Consider the following 17,447-nt stretch of genomic DNA (forward strand, 5'->3'; position numbering starts at 1 on the left):
ATGCTCTGGAACAAGGCCAAGCGCCCCAACCTGCAAACCCTCACCCAGGGCCTGCGCACCCACCCTGCCGACGACCGCTTTTTCAGCTTGCTGCGCTGGCTGCTGCCAGGCATGCGGGTCAAGCGGTATGCATTTTTAGCAGCCCTGGGCCTGCTGTGCATGTTCACCGGGGTGGTTCATCTCTCCTGGCAAACCTCGTTCCTGCCCTGGTTCTTGCAGACCACCCGCTGGGCCGGCTACTTTTCCATCCCGCTGTGGATCTCGGGGGGGCTTTGGCTGCTGGGGGGCCTGGTGCTGTTTTTGATGGGCTTGCGCTGGATGAACCGCAGCATGCTCTCAGCCATCACCGACCCCGACTCGATCTCCAAGCAGGTGTATATACACCGGAGGCTCGAGGCCGGCCCCCGCATCGTGGCCTTGGGGGGCGGAACAGGGCTTTCGCGCGTGCTGCGGGGCCTCAAGATGGAGACCGCCAACATCACCGCGGTGGTAGCGGTCACCGACGACGGGGGCTCTACCGGACGCCTGCGCGTCTCATTTGGGGTTCCGGCGGTGGGCGACCTGGTGGACTGCCTGGCGGCTTTGTCGAATGCCGAGGGACTTCCCGACCTGATGAAGTACCGCTTCCAGCGGGGTGGGGAGCTTGCGGGCCACACCTTCGGCAACCTGATGCTGGTCTCCTTGTTCGAGCTCAACAACGACTTTGCCAGCGCCATGCGCCAGGCCAACCAGGTGCTGCGCCTGCGTGGGGCGGTATGGCCTGCAACCTACGAAGCGGCCCACCTCTGGGCCCAGCGCGAGGATGGTTCGCGGGTAGAGGGGGAGACAGCCCTGCGCGAACAGCGCGGCCGGATCCGCAGGGTGGGGCTGGCCCCTATTGGGGTAGCTGCCATGCCCGAGGCCATCGAAGCCCTGCAAAAAGCCGATTTGATTGTGCTGGGGCCGGGCAGCCTCTATTCCAGCGTGATTCCCAGTTTTTTACCCAAGGGCATCCAGGTGGCCATCCAGCAGTCCCCAGCCAAGCTGGTCTACATCGTCAACATCATGAGTGAGCGCGGCGAGACCGAGGGCATGGACGCCTACGAACATTTTCATGCCATCGAGCAGCACCTCGGTCGCAGGCCCAACGTGGTGCTGATCAACAATGCCCGCATCCCCGAGGATCTGCTCCAGCGCTACCATAACGAAGGCCAGGCACCCGTGCGCTTCAACCCCCAGCGCTTCGAGGGGCTGGGGGTGCAGATTGTGGCCGACGATTTTCTGGAGCCTGGTTTTGCCCAACACGACCCCGCCCGCCTGGTTAAGGCCCTAATCAACCTGTGCTAGGGTTCTTGATGTAGGGGCCAATAAAGGGTAGGGTGTGGACTTGTGGGCTGCTCTGGCTCACCCGTTGCCTGTATTTCATACCAGATTCGGTTAGTTCGGCGCCTTCCTGCGGCGAACCAACCCCAGCGAAGGAAGTGCACTGGGATTCAAAAAGATGGCCTCTGGAGGTCTTTGCTTTGGATGACTATCTTTTTGCATCCGGTATCAGGTAGACATTACCGCGGATTACTTGAGCATTGCAGGGAAACCCTCCGCTATGATCCCGCTTCTCTTCTCCGATCCCGTAGGTGACGACCATGGGCTGGGCTATGCCTACCCCCGCGCTCCGCTGTTTGCTGAGGCCGGCTTCGCCGACCTGACTGGTTTCGAAGCCCTTCGCAGAGGGGAAAAGCTAGTACTTCGGGTCAGGCTCCACCGTTACTCTAATCAGAGCAACGCCCCCCACGGCTTCTCACTGGCCACCATTGGCATTTACATCCATACCGGGCCGGGCGGGCAAGAAGAGCTGCCCGGGGCTGGCTTCAAAACCCCGCCGGGGCAGGGGTGGAACTGGGCCTACCTGCTCACTGGCTGGAAAGCTGAGGAGCACCGCCCTGATGGCAGCATCGAGAACGTGTCGGTTACAAGGAATGGGGACTGGCTCGAGCTTGCCTCCAACCTACCCCCAGGGGACTATGGCTACTACGTGGCGGTGGGGCTCTACGACCCTTTCACACCCTGGAACTTTCGCCCAGTGCGCCCCGGTGGAGGCGCCTGGACGCTGGACGGGCCAGCAGGGGCCCCAGCCGCTGTCGATGTGCTCTCTCAGGATCAAAACCAGGCCTACCAAAGCGGTGTCTTGCAACCCGTCCGCGCCACCCAGAACCGCACCCCCTGGGCCATCCTGAGCGCGGCCTTGGGGGTGCTGTTCATCCTGCTGGCCTTCCGCTTTCCCCGACGATGAGACCCGCCACGGTCGCTTAGCCGATGGTTTTGCAGAGTTTTGAACGACCTATGCGAACCCGCCCCCAGGGTGTACCCTGGATTATGCGCGATTTCCTGCTAAGCTTGCTGCTCAACACCCTGGCCCTATGGCTCGTGACCCAGCTCTATGGCGGGCTTTTTTTCGCCCCTGGAAGCGGTTTGGGCGATTATCTGCTGACCGGGTTAATCTTTGGCCTGGCCAACGCCCTGCTCAAACCGCTGCTGCTATTGCTTACGCTGCCCTTCAACATCCTGACCCTGGGGTTGTTTACCCTGGTGGTCAACGCAGTAATTCTGCTGGTTGTGGCGGCCCTCACCCCGCTGGACGTGCGGGGCTTTGGCGGGGCCTTGATTGGGGCTGTTTTACTCGCGGTAATTAGTTTTGGTCTGAACCTGTTGATGGAGCCCCGGGATCGCCGCAAGACAAGGTGAGCCACCCTCATCCAAACTAGCGCGAGCCCGTGATGTAGCTTTCCAGCTCGGCAATCATAAACTCCTGCTGGGTCATGATGGCCTTCACCACATCCCCGATGGAAATCACCCCCACCAGCTTGCCATCCTCGAGCACCGGCAGGTGGCGTACACGGTGGCTGGTCATGAGGTTCATGCAGTCGGCCATGGTGGCCTCGGGGGTCACGGTGATGAGGCTGCTGGTCATGACCTCCTCTACCCGGGTTTCTTTGGAGATGCGACCCATCAGGATGATCTTGCGGGCATAATCGCGCTCGGAGAAGATGCCCACCAGTTGGTCACCTTGCATCACCATAAGGGCCCCCACGTCGTAGGCGGCCATGCGCTCCAAGGCCTCAAACACCGTGGCCTCCGGCGGGATGGCGTATACCACATTGCCCTTAGCCAGAAGCAATTGCCGTACTGTGCTGGTCATAGCGAACACCTCCCCAAACAGGTGTACTAAGCGGCAAGCCTTTCCACTTCCTCTTAGATTCGGAGTGTATAGGCTATTGTACTTGGCCCAGCCCAACTTTTGAAATAGGGGTTAGGCGGCTCGAGGCCGGGGCTGCGCCTCGCGCACCGCCAGGGACAGGGTCAGGGCCGGCACCAGCAGCAGGCCCAGCACGCTCAGGCTCTCGAGCACCCCAAACCGCTCGATAATCGGCCCTACCACCCCATACAAAAGCCCAGCAAACCCCCAGGTGAAGCCCATCAAAAGCCCCGAAACCGTGGCCATCTGGCTGGGCTCGTGCTCCTGGGCCATGGTGACGGCCACCGGCACGCCCGCATTCATCAGCGCCCCGGTAATCGCCAACAACCCCACATAGAACCAGTTCTCCGGCGGAACCACCAGCAAGGCGATATACAGCGGAATGGCAAAGATCATGGTTCCCACCAGCACATTGCGCCGCCCCAGCCGATCCGACAGGGTTCCGCCCAAAAAGGCCCCGACGGTGGCCGAAATGCTATAGACCGACAGCGTGAGGGCCACCTGGGCATCGGAGATACCGCGCTGGTGAAACCAGAACGGAATGGTGGTGGAGAAGCTCATAAACACAATGCTGCGCAGGGTCGAGACGGCCCACAAGCGGGCCACATGCCCCCTAAAAACCCGCTGCAAATCTGCAAAGGAAGAGGGTTTGGTCTGTAGCCGGGCAGGCGGCGCCTGGCGCAAGAGTAAAAAAGCCGGAATCAGGGCCAGGGGAATGAACCAGGCCAGGCTTTGCAGACCCCCTTGGTTCACGGCCGCGAGCGAGACGATAGGCCCCAGCGAGATACCAATGTAGCCCCCCGTACCAAAAAAGCTCATCCAGAAGCCCCGCCGAGCCGGATCGGCGTACTGCCCCACCAAGGCCGCCCCTGCCGAGTGGAACAGGGCTGAGCCCAGCCCCGACAGGGCCAGCACCACCCCCGCCACCCAGAGGTTGGGGAAGAAGCCCAGCAGACCACCCCCCAGGGCCATGAGCAAGGGGCCCAGGGCGGCCAGAACCCGGCGGTCGTATCGGTCGGCCACCAGCCCGGCCAGGGGTTGCAGCAGGCTCCCGGTTAGGGATTGCAAAGCCACCAGTAGCGATACCGCCCCATAGCTCACGCCAAAAGCGGCCTGGAGTTTGGGCAGCAGAGGGGTCAGAAAGGCACCGAATAGGTCGTTGGTGGCATGGAGCCAGGAAAGCAAAAACGGCAGCACCTCAAGAGCATACGCTGACCGCCGGGTCAGGAAAAGCAATTTAGGAATCAAAGCCCGGCTGAGGTGTGCCGCTCACGCAGGCCCGGTGTTTTGCAGCCTTACCCTCACGTAGCCTGCCGCAGGTTGTCCAACACCTCCCAATCGCCCGGCTCCACCCCGTACAGCAAGGCCAGGTAGTAGCTAGTCCAGGCCACGCGGTACCAGTAGCACAGGGCTTTGGCCAGGGTGCCTTCGGCCTCCGGCTCAGGGAGTTCGATAAGGGTATCCACCCGGCTTTCCAGGATTTCCTGGGCGTAGCCTCGGCGCTCGTCGTCGCCTATCAGCACAGCGGCAATGGGATCGCCCTGCTCGTGGCGGGCCTCCAGCGCCGTCACAAAGAATTCCAGGGCCGAGGGCGGGGGGGTGAAGGAAAGGCTTTTGCCGATGCGGCTGAAGGTTTGTTGCAGGGCCTGGCCCAAACCTGGATAGCGGTCGGGCACCACCCACATGGGGGTGCGCTCCAAAAGCGAGTAGGCCATGAACTTGGCTGGATTTTTACTCAAACCAACCTCGGGGCGCAAGCGGTCGCGCTCCAAAAGCAAAGCCCGGTCAATGCGGGACAGCTCAGCTTGCTGCCCTGTGGCCAGCAGCAAAAAACGCAGGTAACGGTAGGTGGCAAGGGGGTGGGCCGGCACCTCCACCTCGACATTCTCCCGAAAACCCAGCCGTACGATCTCCGCACCGCTCACCGATGCATAAAGCCCCGCCCCGGCTGCACCGCCAAAGTCGTAGCCCCCTTCCAGCACGAATTGCGTACCGTTAGCGGTAAGCTCCAGGGCAAAGTCGCGCGCCAACTGCGCCGCCCACCAGCCCTCGCCAAACCCCACCACGCCATACGGCGGGGCGTACTTAGCTTGGGGAATCGGCCCACTGCCCACCAGGTCGCGCAGGTCGAAGGCCAGGCCCAGACGATCGGCCAGGTAGGTTTCTTGGGCGTCAAGGTCACGCATTCTTTTTTCAGTTTACCGATAACCCAACCAAAGCGTCTTGCGGGCTTGATGGCTCATCCGGCCTTGGGCTGTGGGGGCCTGCATGGCCCAGTTTTACGCATCTGGCTAAATGCGGTAGCCTGAAGCTCGCATGTCGCCTTGGGCCGTCCTCATCGCCGCCATGTCCGCCGGAACTGCCGTCTCGCTCATTGGACAGGCCTACCCCACCCTGGCCCCCTATATCCGCACCGATCTACAGCTTTCCCTGGCTGCTGTAGGCCTGCTCAACACGTTTGTTTACATCGGCACCATGCTAGGTTCGCTGCCTTCAGGCTGGCTTACCGACAAGCTGGGCAGCCGCACGGTGATGGTTGTAGGCACCCTAGCAGGCGCTGGACTCGCCATTGCCATTGCCCTGTTTGCCAAGTCTCAATGGATGTTCATTCCATTTTTGTTTCTGGTGGGGCTGGTGGTGGCTTCAGCCACACCCGCCGGCTCGCACGCAGTCTCCCAGTCGTTCCCACCCCAGCGGCGCGGCCTGGTAATTGGGCTGCGCCAGATGGCGGTTCCCCTGGGGGGCGCGCTGGCCGCCGCCATCTTGCCAGCAGTGGCCCATCAGACCAATTGGCGCTGGGCCTCGGTGGTCGCAGCCGTCATCGCCATATTAGCCGCCTTGGTCACAGCCCGGCTCTACCGTGAAAACCCAGCAGCAAGGGCCCCCTCTAAAACCACCCCCCCAGGGCTGGCTACGGTGCTGCGCTCACGCAACATCCTGCTGGCGGCCACCGCCGGCGTAACCCTACCCACCGGGCAGTTTGTGATGATTACCTACCTGATTTTGTTTCTTAAGGAGCAGTACGGGGTTCCTGAGCTCACCGGCGCCGCCCTGCTCACCGCTGCCCAGTTGGCTGGGGCCTTTAGCCGGGTATTCTGGTCGTGGCTATCGGACAAGATGGGGGGCCAGCGCAAACCGCTGCTGGTCATGATGGTGGGGCTGGCCGGATTAAGTGCGCTGGTGCTGGCCTGGCTTCCCCCCGGCACGCCCTTGCTGTTCAAGGCCCTCATCGTGCTGCTGTACGGAGCCACCGCACTGGGCTGGCAGGGCCTACATTTTTCGCTTCTAACCGAGCTTTCGCCCCCCGGCTGGGAGGGGCGGGTGGTGGGGTTTGGCCTGATTTTTACCTCCATCGGCATTGCGGCTGCACCGCCCCTGTTTGGCCTGCTGGTAGATTCCAGCAACAACTACGCCCTAGGCTGGATTGCCCAGGCTGCGGTGTTTGGGCTCGGTGCCTTATTGCTGTCCAACATCGAGGAGAAAAACCGCCGCTAGTGCGGTTTTCGACAGCCAGAGCCTGGCCCCTTCATCCCGGTACCTCTACCCCCTTCGATCGGCTCGAACCCTCATCCCTTAGCAACTTGAATCCTAGAGCACTCCCATCGCTCGGGCTATTTCTTCACCATTCGGTAACGCAATAGGCGAATCTGGTATCAGCAGCTCGAGACGGCAGATCGCTTGGAGGGGGCCTCTTCGATTTCCATCAGCCGACCATCCCGCAGCCGCAAGACGCGTTCAGCCTGGCGGGCTAGCTCGAGGTCGTGCGTCACCAAAATCACCGTGCGCCCCTCCTGGGCCTGGTGCAAAAGCAGCTCCACCACCCGGGCCCCCGAGGCTGAGTCGAGGTTGCCGGTAGGTTCGTCGGCAAATAGGATGGGGGGGTTCAGGGCCAGGGCGCGGGCAATGGCTACGCGCTGCTGTTCCCCACCCGATAGCTTGTTGGGCCAGTGCTTAACCCGATGTCCCAGCCCTACCGCTTCCAGCAGTGCGGCGGCCCTGGCGGTGCGCTCCTTGAGGCCTATGCCCGCCAGCATCATCGGGAAGGCTACGTTTTCCAGGGCGGTCAGGGTGGGAATCAGGTTCCATTGCTGAAAAACAAAGCCCATGTGCTTCAGGCGCAGCTCCGAGCGGGCATCCTCGGACAGGGTGGAAAAGGGGGTGTTGCCAAGCCACACCTCGCCCTCGCTGGGCACATCGAAGCCGGCCAGCAGGTTCAGGAGGGTGGTTTTGCCCGAGCCCGAAGGCCCCACGATGGCGGTCAGGCCAGCCGGAAAGCGGTAGCTGAAGCGATCCACCGCCACCACATCCAACTCGCCCTGATGGTAGCGTTTGTGCAGGTTGATGGCCTCGAGCATCACAGCCTCCCCAACGCCTCGACCACCTTGAGCCGGCTGGCGGTTCGAGCCGGCAAGAACCCGGCCACAAGCCCCAGCACCACCGCCACCAACAACGCGAAGGAGGCCAGGCGGAAGGTGATAGCAGAGAGGGCCAGGCCCACCTCGCGCCCGGTGAACCAGTTCACCAGCCCGGAGGCCGCCTGGCCCAGGAGCAGGCCCAGGAGCCCCCCCACCACCCCCAGCAGCAGGGCTTCCAGGAGCACCAGCCCAAATATAAAGCCCTGCTTGGCCCCCAGGGCCCGCATCAGGCCGAACTCCCGGATGCGCTCGTAGACCGACATCATCACCGTATTGGCTACCAACAAGCCCCCCACCACCAGCGCCACCAGGCTGATGCCAAAGCGCACCAGATCGGAGATGCGCACCGCGCGCTCGGCGAAGCGCAGCACATCCCCGGTGGTCTGGGCGTTCACCCCGGCGATCCGGGCCTTGATGGCCTGGGCCACCTGGTCGGCTTTAAGACCCTCCCGCACACCCACCGCCGCAGCCGTATAGTTGCGTGTGCCCAGGGTCTCCTGCACGACGCTGGAGGGCACGTAGATGATGTTGTCGGAAAGGCCCCCGTTGGGCTTCAAAATACCCTCTACCCGCAGTGAGATGCTGGGCGAAAGGCGCAGCACCTTACCAAGGCCAAGTTGGTTACGCTCAGCCAAGCGGCTACCCACCACCGCACCTCTGGGGCCTGGAACCAGGCTGCCCTCGGCCAGGGTAAGGTTGGGGTATAGCGCCTGGGGGCTGAGCCCCTCGGGGATCCCCTGAAAGACAAAAGCGGTCTGGGGATCCAGCCCCCCTCGAGTCAGCACCACATAGGGAATCACCTGGCTGATACCGAGTTCGGGGGCAGATTTTTTCAGAGCCTCTACCGTTTCGGGCCGTAGCTCTGGGTAGCCAGGGCTAAAGGCCTCAACGCCCTCCGGCAAGACCAGCACCGCAGGCCCCACGGTTGATAACTCGGCCCCCAGGGCTTTACGCAGCCCCTCACCAAACGACAAAAAAAGCACCATAGAGGCCGTTGAAACCACAATTCCCAGCAGGGTCAGGATGCTGCGAACAGGCCGGGCCCGCAGGTTGCGGTAGATGAGCGCCAGAACTTCCACAGCCATCAGGATACCCGTAAAAGGCTGCCAGAAATGGGTAATCCGCGCCAGGTTTCTCGCCAGCTGGAGCCAGTGCGCACTGCTAGCCCTAACAGATAAGCTGTAGGCATGCAGCTCATTACGGTGTTTGGTTCATCGAGGGCACAACCGGGCACACCCGCTTTTGCCGAAGCCCATGCCTGGGGCCGGGCCATCGCCCAGGCCGGGTTCGGCGTGGCCACCGGCGGCTACAACGGGGCCATGGAGGCCGTCTCGCAGGGGGCCAAGGAGGCCGGGGGGCTGGTGGTAGGCATCACCGCGCCCAGCCTCTTCCCCCAACGCAACGGGCCCAACCCGCATGTGGATCTGGAGCTACCCTCTTCTTCACTGCTCACCCGCATCGAGCGGCTGATTGACGTGAGCGTGGCCTGCCTGGCCCTGCCCGGTGGGGTGGGCACCCTGGCCGAGATTCTGGCGGCCTGGAATCTCAACCACATCGCGCAGCTACAGGGCAAGCCGCTCAAGCCGCTGGGGGTGCACGTGGGCTGGCTCGAGGTCATCCGCCCCGGCCTCGAGGTCACCCCCGACAACCTGGAGCTGCTCACCCCCATTGACTCGTTGCCAGGCCTGCAAAGGTTTTTGCAGGGGCTTTCTAGCGCTCCAGCACCCGGAAAGTAAAGCTCACCTCGAGGCGGATGGTCTCGTCCACGCTCAGCACCGACAACACCCGCGGCTGGGTCAAGCCAAAGTCGCGGAAGGTGAAGCTGGTACGGGCTTGCAGGATGGCCGTCTCGCCCCGGAACTCCACCTCGCCCTCCCAGGTCACGCTTCGGCTCACCTCCCGGATCTTCAGGTCGCCCACAATCTGCACCGTGGCCTTGCCGCTCGTGGGCAAGGGGAAACTCAGGCCGCGCACCTCTTTGGGCACAAACTCGGCCAGGGGGTAGCGGTCGGTGTTGAGGGTGTTGCGGCGGAGGTAGTTGTCGCGCCGGGGCTGGTCGCTGGTGAGAGCGGAAAGATCCACCGTAAAGCGGGAACCCTCGAGGGCCCGCCCATTCCGGTCGAGCCGCACCACCCCCTGCACCTGCTTGCTAACCCCCACCGCGTCGCTGGGAAAGTTGACGCCGGCCAGCTGTTCGCGCACCCGGTAACGGGCCTCGCTCTGGGCCGGGACGAGCTCGAGGCGGCTCTGGGCCAGGGCGACCCCACAAAGCAGCAACAGTGCCATCAGCCTTCCCATAGATCCTCCTCTATCTCTTAGAGAGCAAAGCGATCAGATTCTTGAGGTTATCGGCGGCGCGGGGCTGCTCCTTGAAGGGGTTGTAGGGTTTGCCCTGGGTCACGGCCTGGAAGAACCCCCCAGGCCCCCCCTGCCGCGGCTGGCCCTGGAAGTTGCCCTGGCCCATCTGGGGGTTCTGCCCACCGCCCTGCTCCCGCCTCTGGCGGGCCTCCTCCCGCTGCTGGAGAATGGTCTGATCCATCCACTTGAGCTGGGCTGGGGTGAGGATGTTGTCCTCGATGTTGCTCAGTATCTTGCTAGCCTCGGCGGGCTTGAGGTCGGTGCGGGTCTGCAGGTCGCGCAGAATGGGCAGCAGCTTCTGGGCCTGGGCCTTGGTGAAGGCCAGGCCCCGCTGCTTGTCCAGCTCATCCAAAAGCCCAACGGTAGCCACCAGATCCAGCACCGGACGGTAGGCCTCGAACCGCTGCCGCATCTCCGGGCTGAGGTTGGACGGCCCACCCTGCGCCAGCGCCAAGCCTAGAGCCAGTGTGGTTAGCAGGCCGATCAGTCTTTTCATGTGCACGCCTCCAACGCTCGCAGTCTGCCATTGCTTTGTGTAGAAGCGATAAAGATTTGGTTGCTACTCGTACCTGAGCGACTCCACCGGGTCGAGCCGGGCCGCCCTCGAGGCCGGATAAAAACCGAAGAACACCCCCACCGCCACCGAGAACAGGAAGGCCAGCACCATGCTGAAGGGGTCGAAGACCGGGGTCACCCGCAGCAGCTGCCCCACGCTGCCGGCCATGGCCAGACCCAGCAGGATGCCCAGGATACCCCCCCCTACCGAGAGCACCACCGACTCCACCAAAAACTGGGTCAGGATGTCGCGCGGCTTGGCCCCCAGGGCCTTGCGGATGCCGATCTCGCGGGTGCGCTCGGTCACCGAGACCAGCATGATGTTCATGATGCCGATGCCCCCCACCAGCAGGCTGATCCCGGCCACCCCGCCCAAAAACAGGGTCATGGTCTGGGTGACCTGGTTGACCGAGGCCAGGGCATCGGCCTGGTTCTGCACGCTGAAATCGTACTCGCTGGGGTCGGTGACTTTGCGGCGCTGGGCCATAAAGTCGGTGAGCTCCTGCTGCAACCGGGGGAGGGCGTCCTTGTCGGGGGCCTGCACATAGATGGCGTTCACCCGGGGCTGGCCGGTGCTGCTGCTGCGAGCAAGGCGCTGGAGGTAGGTCGAGAGCGGCACCATCACCTGGTAGTTGGGGCTGGCGAATCCCGAGTCGCCCTTGTCGGGCAGCACCCCCACCACCGTAAAGGAGATGCCGGCGATGCGGATGCGCTGCCCTATGGGATCCTGGCCGCCGAACAGATCCTGGGCGATGCCGTACCCAATCACCGCCACCCGGCGGCGGCTTTGCAGGTCGGTCTCGTTGAAGAAGCTTCCAGAGGCCGGCTGGGCATTGCGTACGCTGGCGTAGTCGGGCCAGGTGCCAATCACGGTGGCGTTGAGGTTGTTGGCCCCCACCTTGACCTGCTGGTTGCTTTGCAGGGTGGGGGCAATGCCGACAATGCGGTCTGCAAAGGCCGACTGTACCGCCTCGGCATCGGCCAGGGTGATGGTCTGGGGGCCGCCAAAGCGCACCAGGCCAAAGCCCCCGCCCCGCCCCCCGGTGTTGCTGCCGATGGTGATCAGGTTGGTGCCCAGGCTTTGCAGGCTGCGGGTGATGTTGGCGGTAGAGCCCTGTCCCACCATGGTCAGGGCCACCACCGCCGCCACCCCGATGATCACCCCCAGGGTGGTCAGCACCGAGCGCAAGGGGTTGCCCAGAATGGCCCGCCAGGCGATGCGGAACACCTGCCAGGGGTTCATACCGCCCACGTGGGAGCGAACTTTTTGCGGAGCCGACCCCGCTACAGAAACACTCATGCCACACCTCCTACAGCCCGTTTGCGGTGGGGGTTGGGGCCGTCGGACTCGATCTGCCCGTCCCGGATGCGCACGATGCGCCCAGTGTACTCGGCGATATCGGGCTCGTGGGTCACGATAATCACGCTGGTACCCTCGTCGTTGAGCTCCTGAAACAGCCGCATGACCTCTACGGCGGTCTTGGAGTCGAGGTTGCCGGTCGGCTCGTCGGCCAGCAGGATGGAGGGGCGCATGGCCAGGGCCCGGGCAATGGCCACCCGCTGCTTCTGGCCACCCGAAAGCTGGGAGGGCAGGTTCTTGAGCTTGTCACCCAGGCCCACTTTTTGCAGCACCTCGAGGGCCCGTTCCCGCCGCTCCTGTGGGCTATAGCCGGCGTAGGTAAGAGGAACCTCCACGTTTTCCAGCACATTCAGGCGCGGCAGCAGGTGAAAAGCCTGGAAAACAAACCCGATCTCCTGGTTGCGCACCTCGGCCCGCTGGTTTTCGGTCAGGGTGGTGACGTCCCGCCCGGCTAAAACATAACGCCCCTCGGTGGGCCGGTCGAGCAGGCCGATGATCTGCATCAGGGTGGTTTTGCCCGAGCCCGAGGGCCCCATCAGGGCCACCATCTCGCCCTGGCGAATCTCCAGCGAAACCCCCTTGAGGGCCTCGAACTCGAGCGCCCCGCTTTTGTACACCTTGCGCACCTGGTGGAGGGCCACCACCGTCACCGCCCACCTCCCGGAGGGGCTCCCAGGGGCAGGCGCAGCCCGCCCTGGTTGCTGGAGCTGCTGGAGGTGGATCGGGCACGGCTGGGCAGCACCACGGTCTGGCGCGGCTCGAGGCCCTCCAGCACCACCTGGTTCACCCCGTCGTCGGGCCCCAGCACCACCCGCACGGTCTCCTTGCTGCCATCGGGCTGCAGCACTTCCACGTAAGCCCGGTTGCGCACGGTCTGCACCGCCCGCTTGGGGATGGTTAGGGCATTGGGAATTTCCTCAGCGATAATCTCGCCCTCGGCGGTCATGCCCGGCCGCAGCTTGCGCTCGGGGTTGGGTATGTTCACGGTTACATAAAAGACCGCGATGTTCTGCTGGATGGTGGCGCTGGGCGAGATGGCCGTCACCACCCCCTGGAAGGTCTCGTTGCTGAAGGCATCGAGGGTAACTTCGACCTTCTGGCCCACCTTAACCTTGGCGATCTCGCTTTCGTCGATCTGCACCGGCAGGTTGACGCTGCTGTCGTCAATCAGGGTGAGCAGGGCGGTGCTGTTGCTGACCGTGGCCCCCACCCCGATGCTCCCCACCTGGGCGTTGACCTCCGCGACCACCCCGTCGAAGGGGGCGTAGATTTTGGTGTTGGCCAGGTTTTCCTCGGCGTTTTTGACCTCGAGGCGGGCCTGTTCTACAGCGATCTGGGCGTTTCTAAGGTCTTGCGCGTTGGCGCTGTTCCTGAGCGAGAGGGCCTGGCGCGCGGTGTTCAGGTTAACCCGGGCCATCTCCAGGCTGGCCTGGGCCTTGGCGTAGGCATCGCGCGCGCTTTGCAGGCTCTGGGCGCTGGCCCCACCCAGCTCGAAGAGCTTCTGGGTGGCCTCGAGGTTGGTGCGGGCGGCCTCGAGGTCGCGCCGGGCGCTGTCGTAGGCCACTTCGGCACTGGAAAGGCTTTGCCGGGCTGAGGCCAGGGCGCTTTGCTGATCGGCCCGCAGCTTATCCAGGCTGGCCTGGGCTTTTTGCAGGGCCAGCCGGGCGTTCTCCAGGGCACGCTGGTAGTTGGTGGGGTCGAGCTCTACGATGAGCTGGCCTTTTTGCACCCGGTCGCCCACCGTTGGCAGCTTGAGCACCGTGCCGTTCACAGCAGGTTTAACTGAGAGGCTCTGCACGGCCTCGAGGGTGCCCGGCCCCGAGACCGAGACCCGGAACACCCCCTGCTGTACCGTGGCGGTCTCGACCGTAGGCGCAGCGCTGGCAGGCTTGGGGCGCGAGAACCAATAGGCCACCCCTCCCACGGCCAGCAGCAAAACCAGGGCCAGCCAGAGCCAGGGTATGCGGATACGGGAACGGGCTTGCGTCATGTTCACCCCTCGATTCTCTTCCAAGAGACCCAACGTTTGGTGTATGCCATGCGAAGGTTTGGTGAAGACAAGCCGTGGGAAAACCTAGGGCGCACCCGCCGCCCGCACCAGGCCGGTAAAGTCCTGGCCCGCCGCTACCGAGAAGGCCGCCAGGGCCCTCCAGTAGCTGCCCAAAGCCTGCACCAGGGCGTACTCAGCGCTTCTGAGCGAGACCTGGTCGGTCTGGAGTTGCAAGGCCGAGATGGTGCCGGCCCGCAGGGCGGCCTGGCTCTGCTCCACCACCTTTTGCGCGTTGGCGAGGTTGGCCTGGGCCAGGGCGATGTTTTTGTAGGCGCTCTGGGCGGCCTGGTAGGCGTTGGTGAGGCTGGTCTGGGCGTTTTGCTGGGCGGTTTGCAGGGTGCGCAGGTTGTTCTCCAGGCTGGTTTTGGCGGTGTTGAGCTGAACCGCCGGGGTGTAGTCGTTGTCGGCCAGCTTGACGTTGAGCTGCGCGAGTTCAACCGCCTGCTGGGCCTGCAGCACGCTGGGAAGGCGCTCGAACAGGCCGTTGCGCAGGGCCTCGAGGTTGGCTTCTAGAGCAGGCGGGTTCGGGGGGGGCGCCACCGTCACGTTGCCCAGGTCGCTGAGGCCCAGAAGCGCGGCGAGCTGGGCCGCCAGCACCGGTATCTGCGACTGGGCATTGGTGAGCGACTGCCTCGAGCTGTCCAGGGTGGTCTGGGCCCGGGCCACGTCCAGCGCGGTGGCGTTGCCCGCGGCCTGGCGGGCCCGAGCCACCTCCAGGTTGCGCTGGTTCAGGGCCACCTGGGCCTGGAACAGGGCCACGTTCTGCTGGGCTTCGTAGAGGTTGGTATAGGCGTTCACCACGCTCTGCATCACCGCAAGCCGGGTGGCCTCGAGGTTGACCTGGGCCAGCCTGGCGTTCTGCTCGGCCTGGGTCAGGGCCACAATCAGGGTGCTGGGGTCGGCCTTGAGGGCGGCAAGCTGAAGGTTGGCGTTTTGCAGGGTGGCCTGGGCGCTTTGAAGCGTGGGGCCCCGGCTATAGGCCTGGGCCAGGGCCTGAACCAGGGTCAGGCTGTTCTGGGCCAGTCCAGCCGAAAAAATCAGCATCGGCAGTAGCCAAAAAAAGCGTTTTGCGAGGTGGGTCATCTATTTTCCTCCAAGGGTTGCGGTGAGGTCGGCGCCCAGGGCGTTCTGCAGGGCCAGGGCGGCCAGCTGGGCCTGGATCAGGGCGGCCTCGAGGTTGCGCTGGGCCTGAAGCTGGCTCACCTGGGCCGCCTGCACCTCCACGCTGGTACCGGTGCCGGCCTGGAGCCGGGCCTGGGCGGTGCGCAGGTTTTGGTTGGCCGTATTCAAAGCAGCCCTGGCCGCGGCGATAGCGGCCTGGGCGGTCTGCAGGTTCTGATACTTCTGCCGCACATCCAGCTCGGCGGACTTACGGGCGGTTGCCAGGGCCTGCCGGGCCGCCTGCAAAGCGGTCTGGGCAGTGCGGATGCTGCTGTCGCTCACGGGGTCGAAGATGGGCACGCTCAGCGACAGGCCCAGGCTGTAGCCCTGCAACAGGGCACTGCTGGTGGACTGGCCCACAGGCAGGGCCGCCGAGAGCGAAGCGGTGCCGCTTTTGAGGTTCAGGCCTGCCGAGAGGGTGCTGCCGCTGTCGCTGTAACCCAGGCTAACCGAGGCGTTGGGGATCAGCCGGTTGCGCTCGGCGCTGGCCAGGTTCTCTTCGGCATCGCGCAGCTGGGACAGAGCCCGCAGCACGTCCGGGCGGCTTGCCAGAGCCCTTTGCAGCAGGGCTTCCAGGCCCTCACCGGGCAGGCTGGGTTCCTCGGGGGGGGTGGTGGGGTTGCCGAGCTGCTGGGGGTTCAGGCCCAGGGTGCCCGCCAGGGTGAGCCGGGCCAGCTCGAGGGTTCCCTGGGCGCTCAGCAGGCTCGAGCGGGCCGCGTCCAGGTTCTGCTGGGCGGTGAGCAGGTCGCTGAGGGTGGCGCTGCCGGCCTGGTTCTGGGCGGTCACAATCTGTAGCTGGCGCTCGCGCAGGGCCAGGGTGGCCTGGGCCAGGGCCAGGTCGGCCTGGGCCTGGCGCAGGTTGAAGTACTGGGTGTGCAGGGCGATGTACAGGTTGTTCCGGGCCTCGCGCCGGGCCAGGGCGGCCCGCTCCAGGGCCCGCTCAGCGCTGCGTACGGCATCGGCGCTGCTCGACCAGGGCAGCACCCCCAGGCTGGCAGTAGCGGAAACGGTCAGGCCGCTGCCGCTGCCCTCGCGCAGGGTGTAGTCGGCCCCACCTGAGAGCTTGAGGCCCTGGGCGGCCAGGGCGGCCTCGAGCTGCCGCAGCGCGCTCTCGTAGCTGAGGTCGGCGCTTTGCCAGTCCAGGGTACTGGGTAGGGCTTTGAGCGCATCGGAAAGATCGAGCCCCTGGGCTAGCACGGGGGGGGCCAGGGCCAGTAGGGTTGCAAGGGTTGGGAGCAGTCTCTTCAAAACGCCACCTCCACTCGGGTCATCTTTGACAAGGCGCATGTAGGCGCAACAAACGGGATGTGTAGGTTTGATGAAGGCGTTCTGGATAGCCAACCCAAGCCCGGCCAGGGCCGGGTTTTGTGTGGTCTTTCGCACAGCCGGTACCCAGGCCACCCTGGCTCAAACCCGCTAGCTCATCACCTCTTCCGGGTGGTGCTTGTTCCAGTAGCGCACCAGCCCATCCACGCTCATCCAGGCGGGGTCGGCAAATTCGTACTCCCGCAGCTCTTCCTCGGAAAGCCCCGCGGCCCGTAGGGTGTTGCTCACATAGGCCTCGAAGGCCTGCACCATCTGTTCGCGGGTGAGGCCGGCCTTGAGCTGCTGCTTGATCCAGTCGGCCCACTCCACAAGCCTGGCCTCCAGCGCATCCAGGTGCGGCCCGACCTCCTCGGTCTCGCCAAAGTGGGTCAGGTAAATCCTGCTCAGCTTCAAGGCCCGCAGCCGGGCGATGGACCCGCGCCAGGCTTCGATGTGAATTTCCGGCGGGGGGCAGGGGGGCAGCACCGGGCCGCGCCCGATTTTGACCCCGGTTACGTCGCCGCCGATCAGCACCTCGCCAATCCGGTAGGCGTGGTGGTGGTAGGCATGGCCGGGGGTCTCGAGGGCCTCAATCAGGGCCTCGCCAATCCGGATCACCTGCCCGTCCTGGACGATCTCAATCTGGCCCTCCGGCACGTGGCCCATCTGGCCCCAGAGGGCCTCCATCTGATCGCCGTAGATGCGGCTGGCCGAGGCCCAGAGCTTGCTGGGATCTGCCAGGTGCGGCGCCCCCTTGGGGTGAACGTAGATGGTGGCCCCCCGCTCGGCCATGCGCCAGGCCGCACCGGCATGGTCGAGGTGGATGTGGGTCACGAAGACGTGCTTAACGTCGGAAGCGGCGTAGCCCAGCGCGTTGAGGCCGTCCAGCAGCACCGAGAAGCGCGACTCCGGCCCGGTCTCGAAGAGCACCGGCCCCGCCGCTGTTTCCAGCAAAAACGCGGCGATCACCCTGGGGGCGCGGTCGTGAAGGTCGAGGATGTGGATCACAGG

18 protein-coding genes are annotated in these 17,447 nt (G+C 64.4%); 5 read left to right on the plus strand and 13 right to left on the minus strand.

Annotated elements, in window-relative coordinates:
* The 3 genes from MTAI_RS13365 (at window position 1) to MTAI_RS13375 (ending at window position 2,721) form a co-directional block, all read left to right on the plus strand.
* On the plus strand, window positions 1–1,326 hold the full coding sequence (locus MTAI_RS13365) for a gluconeogenesis factor YvcK family protein (protein WP_027888341.1): 1,326 nt from the start codon (window positions 1–3) through the stop codon (window positions 1,324–1,326).
* Between the two features lie 256 nt (window positions 1,327–1,582).
* Window positions 1,583–2,269, plus strand: a complete 687-nt coding sequence (locus tag MTAI_RS13370) for a glucodextranase DOMON-like domain-containing protein (protein WP_027888342.1) — start codon at window positions 1,583–1,585, stop codon at window positions 2,267–2,269.
* An 83-nt stretch (window positions 2,270–2,352) separates the two neighbouring features.
* Window positions 2,353–2,721 carry a phage holin family protein gene (locus MTAI_RS13375; protein WP_027888343.1) on the plus strand — a complete coding sequence of 123 codons (369 nt, stop codon included), beginning with the start codon at window positions 2,353–2,355 and terminating at the stop codon, window positions 2,719–2,721.
* A gap of 16 nt (window positions 2,722–2,737) precedes the next feature.
* On the opposite strand, the gene MTAI_RS13380 is transcribed toward MTAI_RS13375, so the two are convergent.
* The 3 genes from MTAI_RS13380 to MTAI_RS13390 form a co-directional block, all read right to left on the minus strand.
* Window positions 2,738–3,175, minus strand: a complete 438-nt coding sequence (locus tag MTAI_RS13380) for a CBS domain-containing protein (RefSeq protein WP_027888344.1) — start codon at window positions 3,173–3,175, stop codon at window positions 2,738–2,740.
* Between the two features lie 111 nt (window positions 3,176–3,286).
* Window positions 3,287–4,429 carry an MFS transporter gene (locus MTAI_RS13385; RefSeq protein WP_027888345.1) on the minus strand — a complete coding sequence of 381 codons (1,143 nt, stop codon included), beginning with the start codon at window positions 4,427–4,429 and terminating at the stop codon, window positions 3,287–3,289.
* Between the two features lie 104 nt (window positions 4,430–4,533).
* On the minus strand, window positions 4,534–5,418 hold the full coding sequence (locus MTAI_RS13390) for an SIS domain-containing protein (protein WP_027888346.1): 885 nt from the start codon (window positions 5,416–5,418) through the stop codon (window positions 4,534–4,536).
* A 130-nt stretch (window positions 5,419–5,548) separates the two neighbouring features.
* Here MTAI_RS13390 and MTAI_RS13395 point away from each other — a divergent pair, with 130 nt between their 5' ends.
* Window positions 5,549–6,727, plus strand: coding sequence for an MFS transporter (locus MTAI_RS13395; RefSeq protein WP_027888347.1), 1,179 nt, complete (start codon window positions 5,549–5,551; stop codon window positions 6,725–6,727).
* A 158-nt stretch (window positions 6,728–6,885) separates the two neighbouring features.
* Here MTAI_RS13395 and MTAI_RS13400 read toward each other — a convergent pair whose 3' ends face one another.
* Window positions 6,886–7,587: an ABC transporter ATP-binding protein gene (locus MTAI_RS13400; protein WP_027888640.1), complete on the minus strand. Its 702-nt coding sequence runs from the start codon at window positions 7,585–7,587 to the stop codon at window positions 6,886–6,888.
* Window positions 7,587–8,726 (minus strand): ABC transporter permease, encoded by a 1,140-nt coding sequence (locus MTAI_RS13405; RefSeq protein ID WP_027888639.1) that lies wholly within the window; start codon window positions 8,724–8,726, stop codon window positions 7,587–7,589. The genes MTAI_RS13400 and MTAI_RS13405 overlap by 1 nt, the downstream gene beginning before the upstream one ends.
* 108 nt (window positions 8,727–8,834) lie before the next feature.
* Between MTAI_RS13405 and MTAI_RS13410 the strand changes: the two genes are divergently transcribed.
* Window positions 8,835–9,383, plus strand: a complete 549-nt coding sequence (locus MTAI_RS13410) for an LOG family protein (protein ID WP_027888638.1) — start codon at window positions 8,835–8,837, stop codon at window positions 9,381–9,383.
* Here MTAI_RS13410 and MTAI_RS13415 read toward each other — a convergent pair.
* From MTAI_RS13415 to MTAI_RS13450, 8 genes are all read right to left on the minus strand, one after another.
* Window positions 9,358–9,945, minus strand: a complete 588-nt coding sequence (locus MTAI_RS13415; protein WP_043982802.1) for a YceI family protein — start codon at window positions 9,943–9,945, stop codon at window positions 9,358–9,360. The genes MTAI_RS13410 and MTAI_RS13415 overlap by 26 nt on opposite strands.
* A gap of 10 nt (window positions 9,946–9,955) precedes the next feature.
* Window positions 9,956–10,501 carry a hypothetical protein gene (locus MTAI_RS13420; protein ID WP_027888636.1) on the minus strand — a complete coding sequence of 182 codons (546 nt, stop codon included), beginning with the start codon at window positions 10,499–10,501 and terminating at the stop codon, window positions 9,956–9,958.
* A gap of 63 nt (window positions 10,502–10,564) precedes the next feature.
* A complete protein-coding gene (locus MTAI_RS13425) occupies window positions 10,565–11,803 on the minus strand; it encodes an ABC transporter permease (protein ID WP_027888635.1) in 1,239 nt (412 codons plus the stop codon).
* A gap of 53 nt (window positions 11,804–11,856) precedes the next feature.
* Window positions 11,857–12,570, minus strand: coding sequence for an ABC transporter ATP-binding protein (locus MTAI_RS13430; protein WP_027888634.1), 714 nt, complete (start codon window positions 12,568–12,570; stop codon window positions 11,857–11,859).
* A complete protein-coding gene (locus MTAI_RS13435; protein ID WP_027888633.1) occupies window positions 12,567–13,910 on the minus strand; it encodes an efflux RND transporter periplasmic adaptor subunit in 1,344 nt (447 codons plus the stop codon). The genes MTAI_RS13430 and MTAI_RS13435 overlap by 4 nt, the downstream gene beginning before the upstream one ends.
* An 84-nt stretch (window positions 13,911–13,994) precedes the next feature.
* A complete protein-coding gene (locus MTAI_RS13440) occupies window positions 13,995–15,053 on the minus strand; it encodes a TolC family protein (protein ID WP_027888632.1) in 1,059 nt (352 codons plus the stop codon).
* Window positions 15,054–16,379 carry a TolC family protein gene (locus tag MTAI_RS13445; RefSeq protein WP_036197412.1) on the minus strand — a complete coding sequence of 442 codons (1,326 nt, stop codon included), beginning with the start codon at window positions 16,377–16,379 and terminating at the stop codon, window positions 15,054–15,056. It lies immediately after the preceding gene.
* A 168-nt stretch (window positions 16,380–16,547) separates the two neighbouring features.
* Window positions 16,548–17,444 (minus strand): MBL fold metallo-hydrolase, encoded by an 897-nt coding sequence (locus MTAI_RS13450; protein ID WP_027888630.1) that lies wholly within the window; start codon window positions 17,442–17,444, stop codon window positions 16,548–16,550.
* Between the last annotated feature and the right edge of the window lie 3 nt (window positions 17,445–17,447).

It is taken from the genome of Meiothermus taiwanensis WR-220 (assembly GCF_003568585.1).
Lineage (GTDB): Bacteria > Deinococcota > Deinococci > Deinococcales > Thermaceae > Meiothermus > Meiothermus taiwanensis.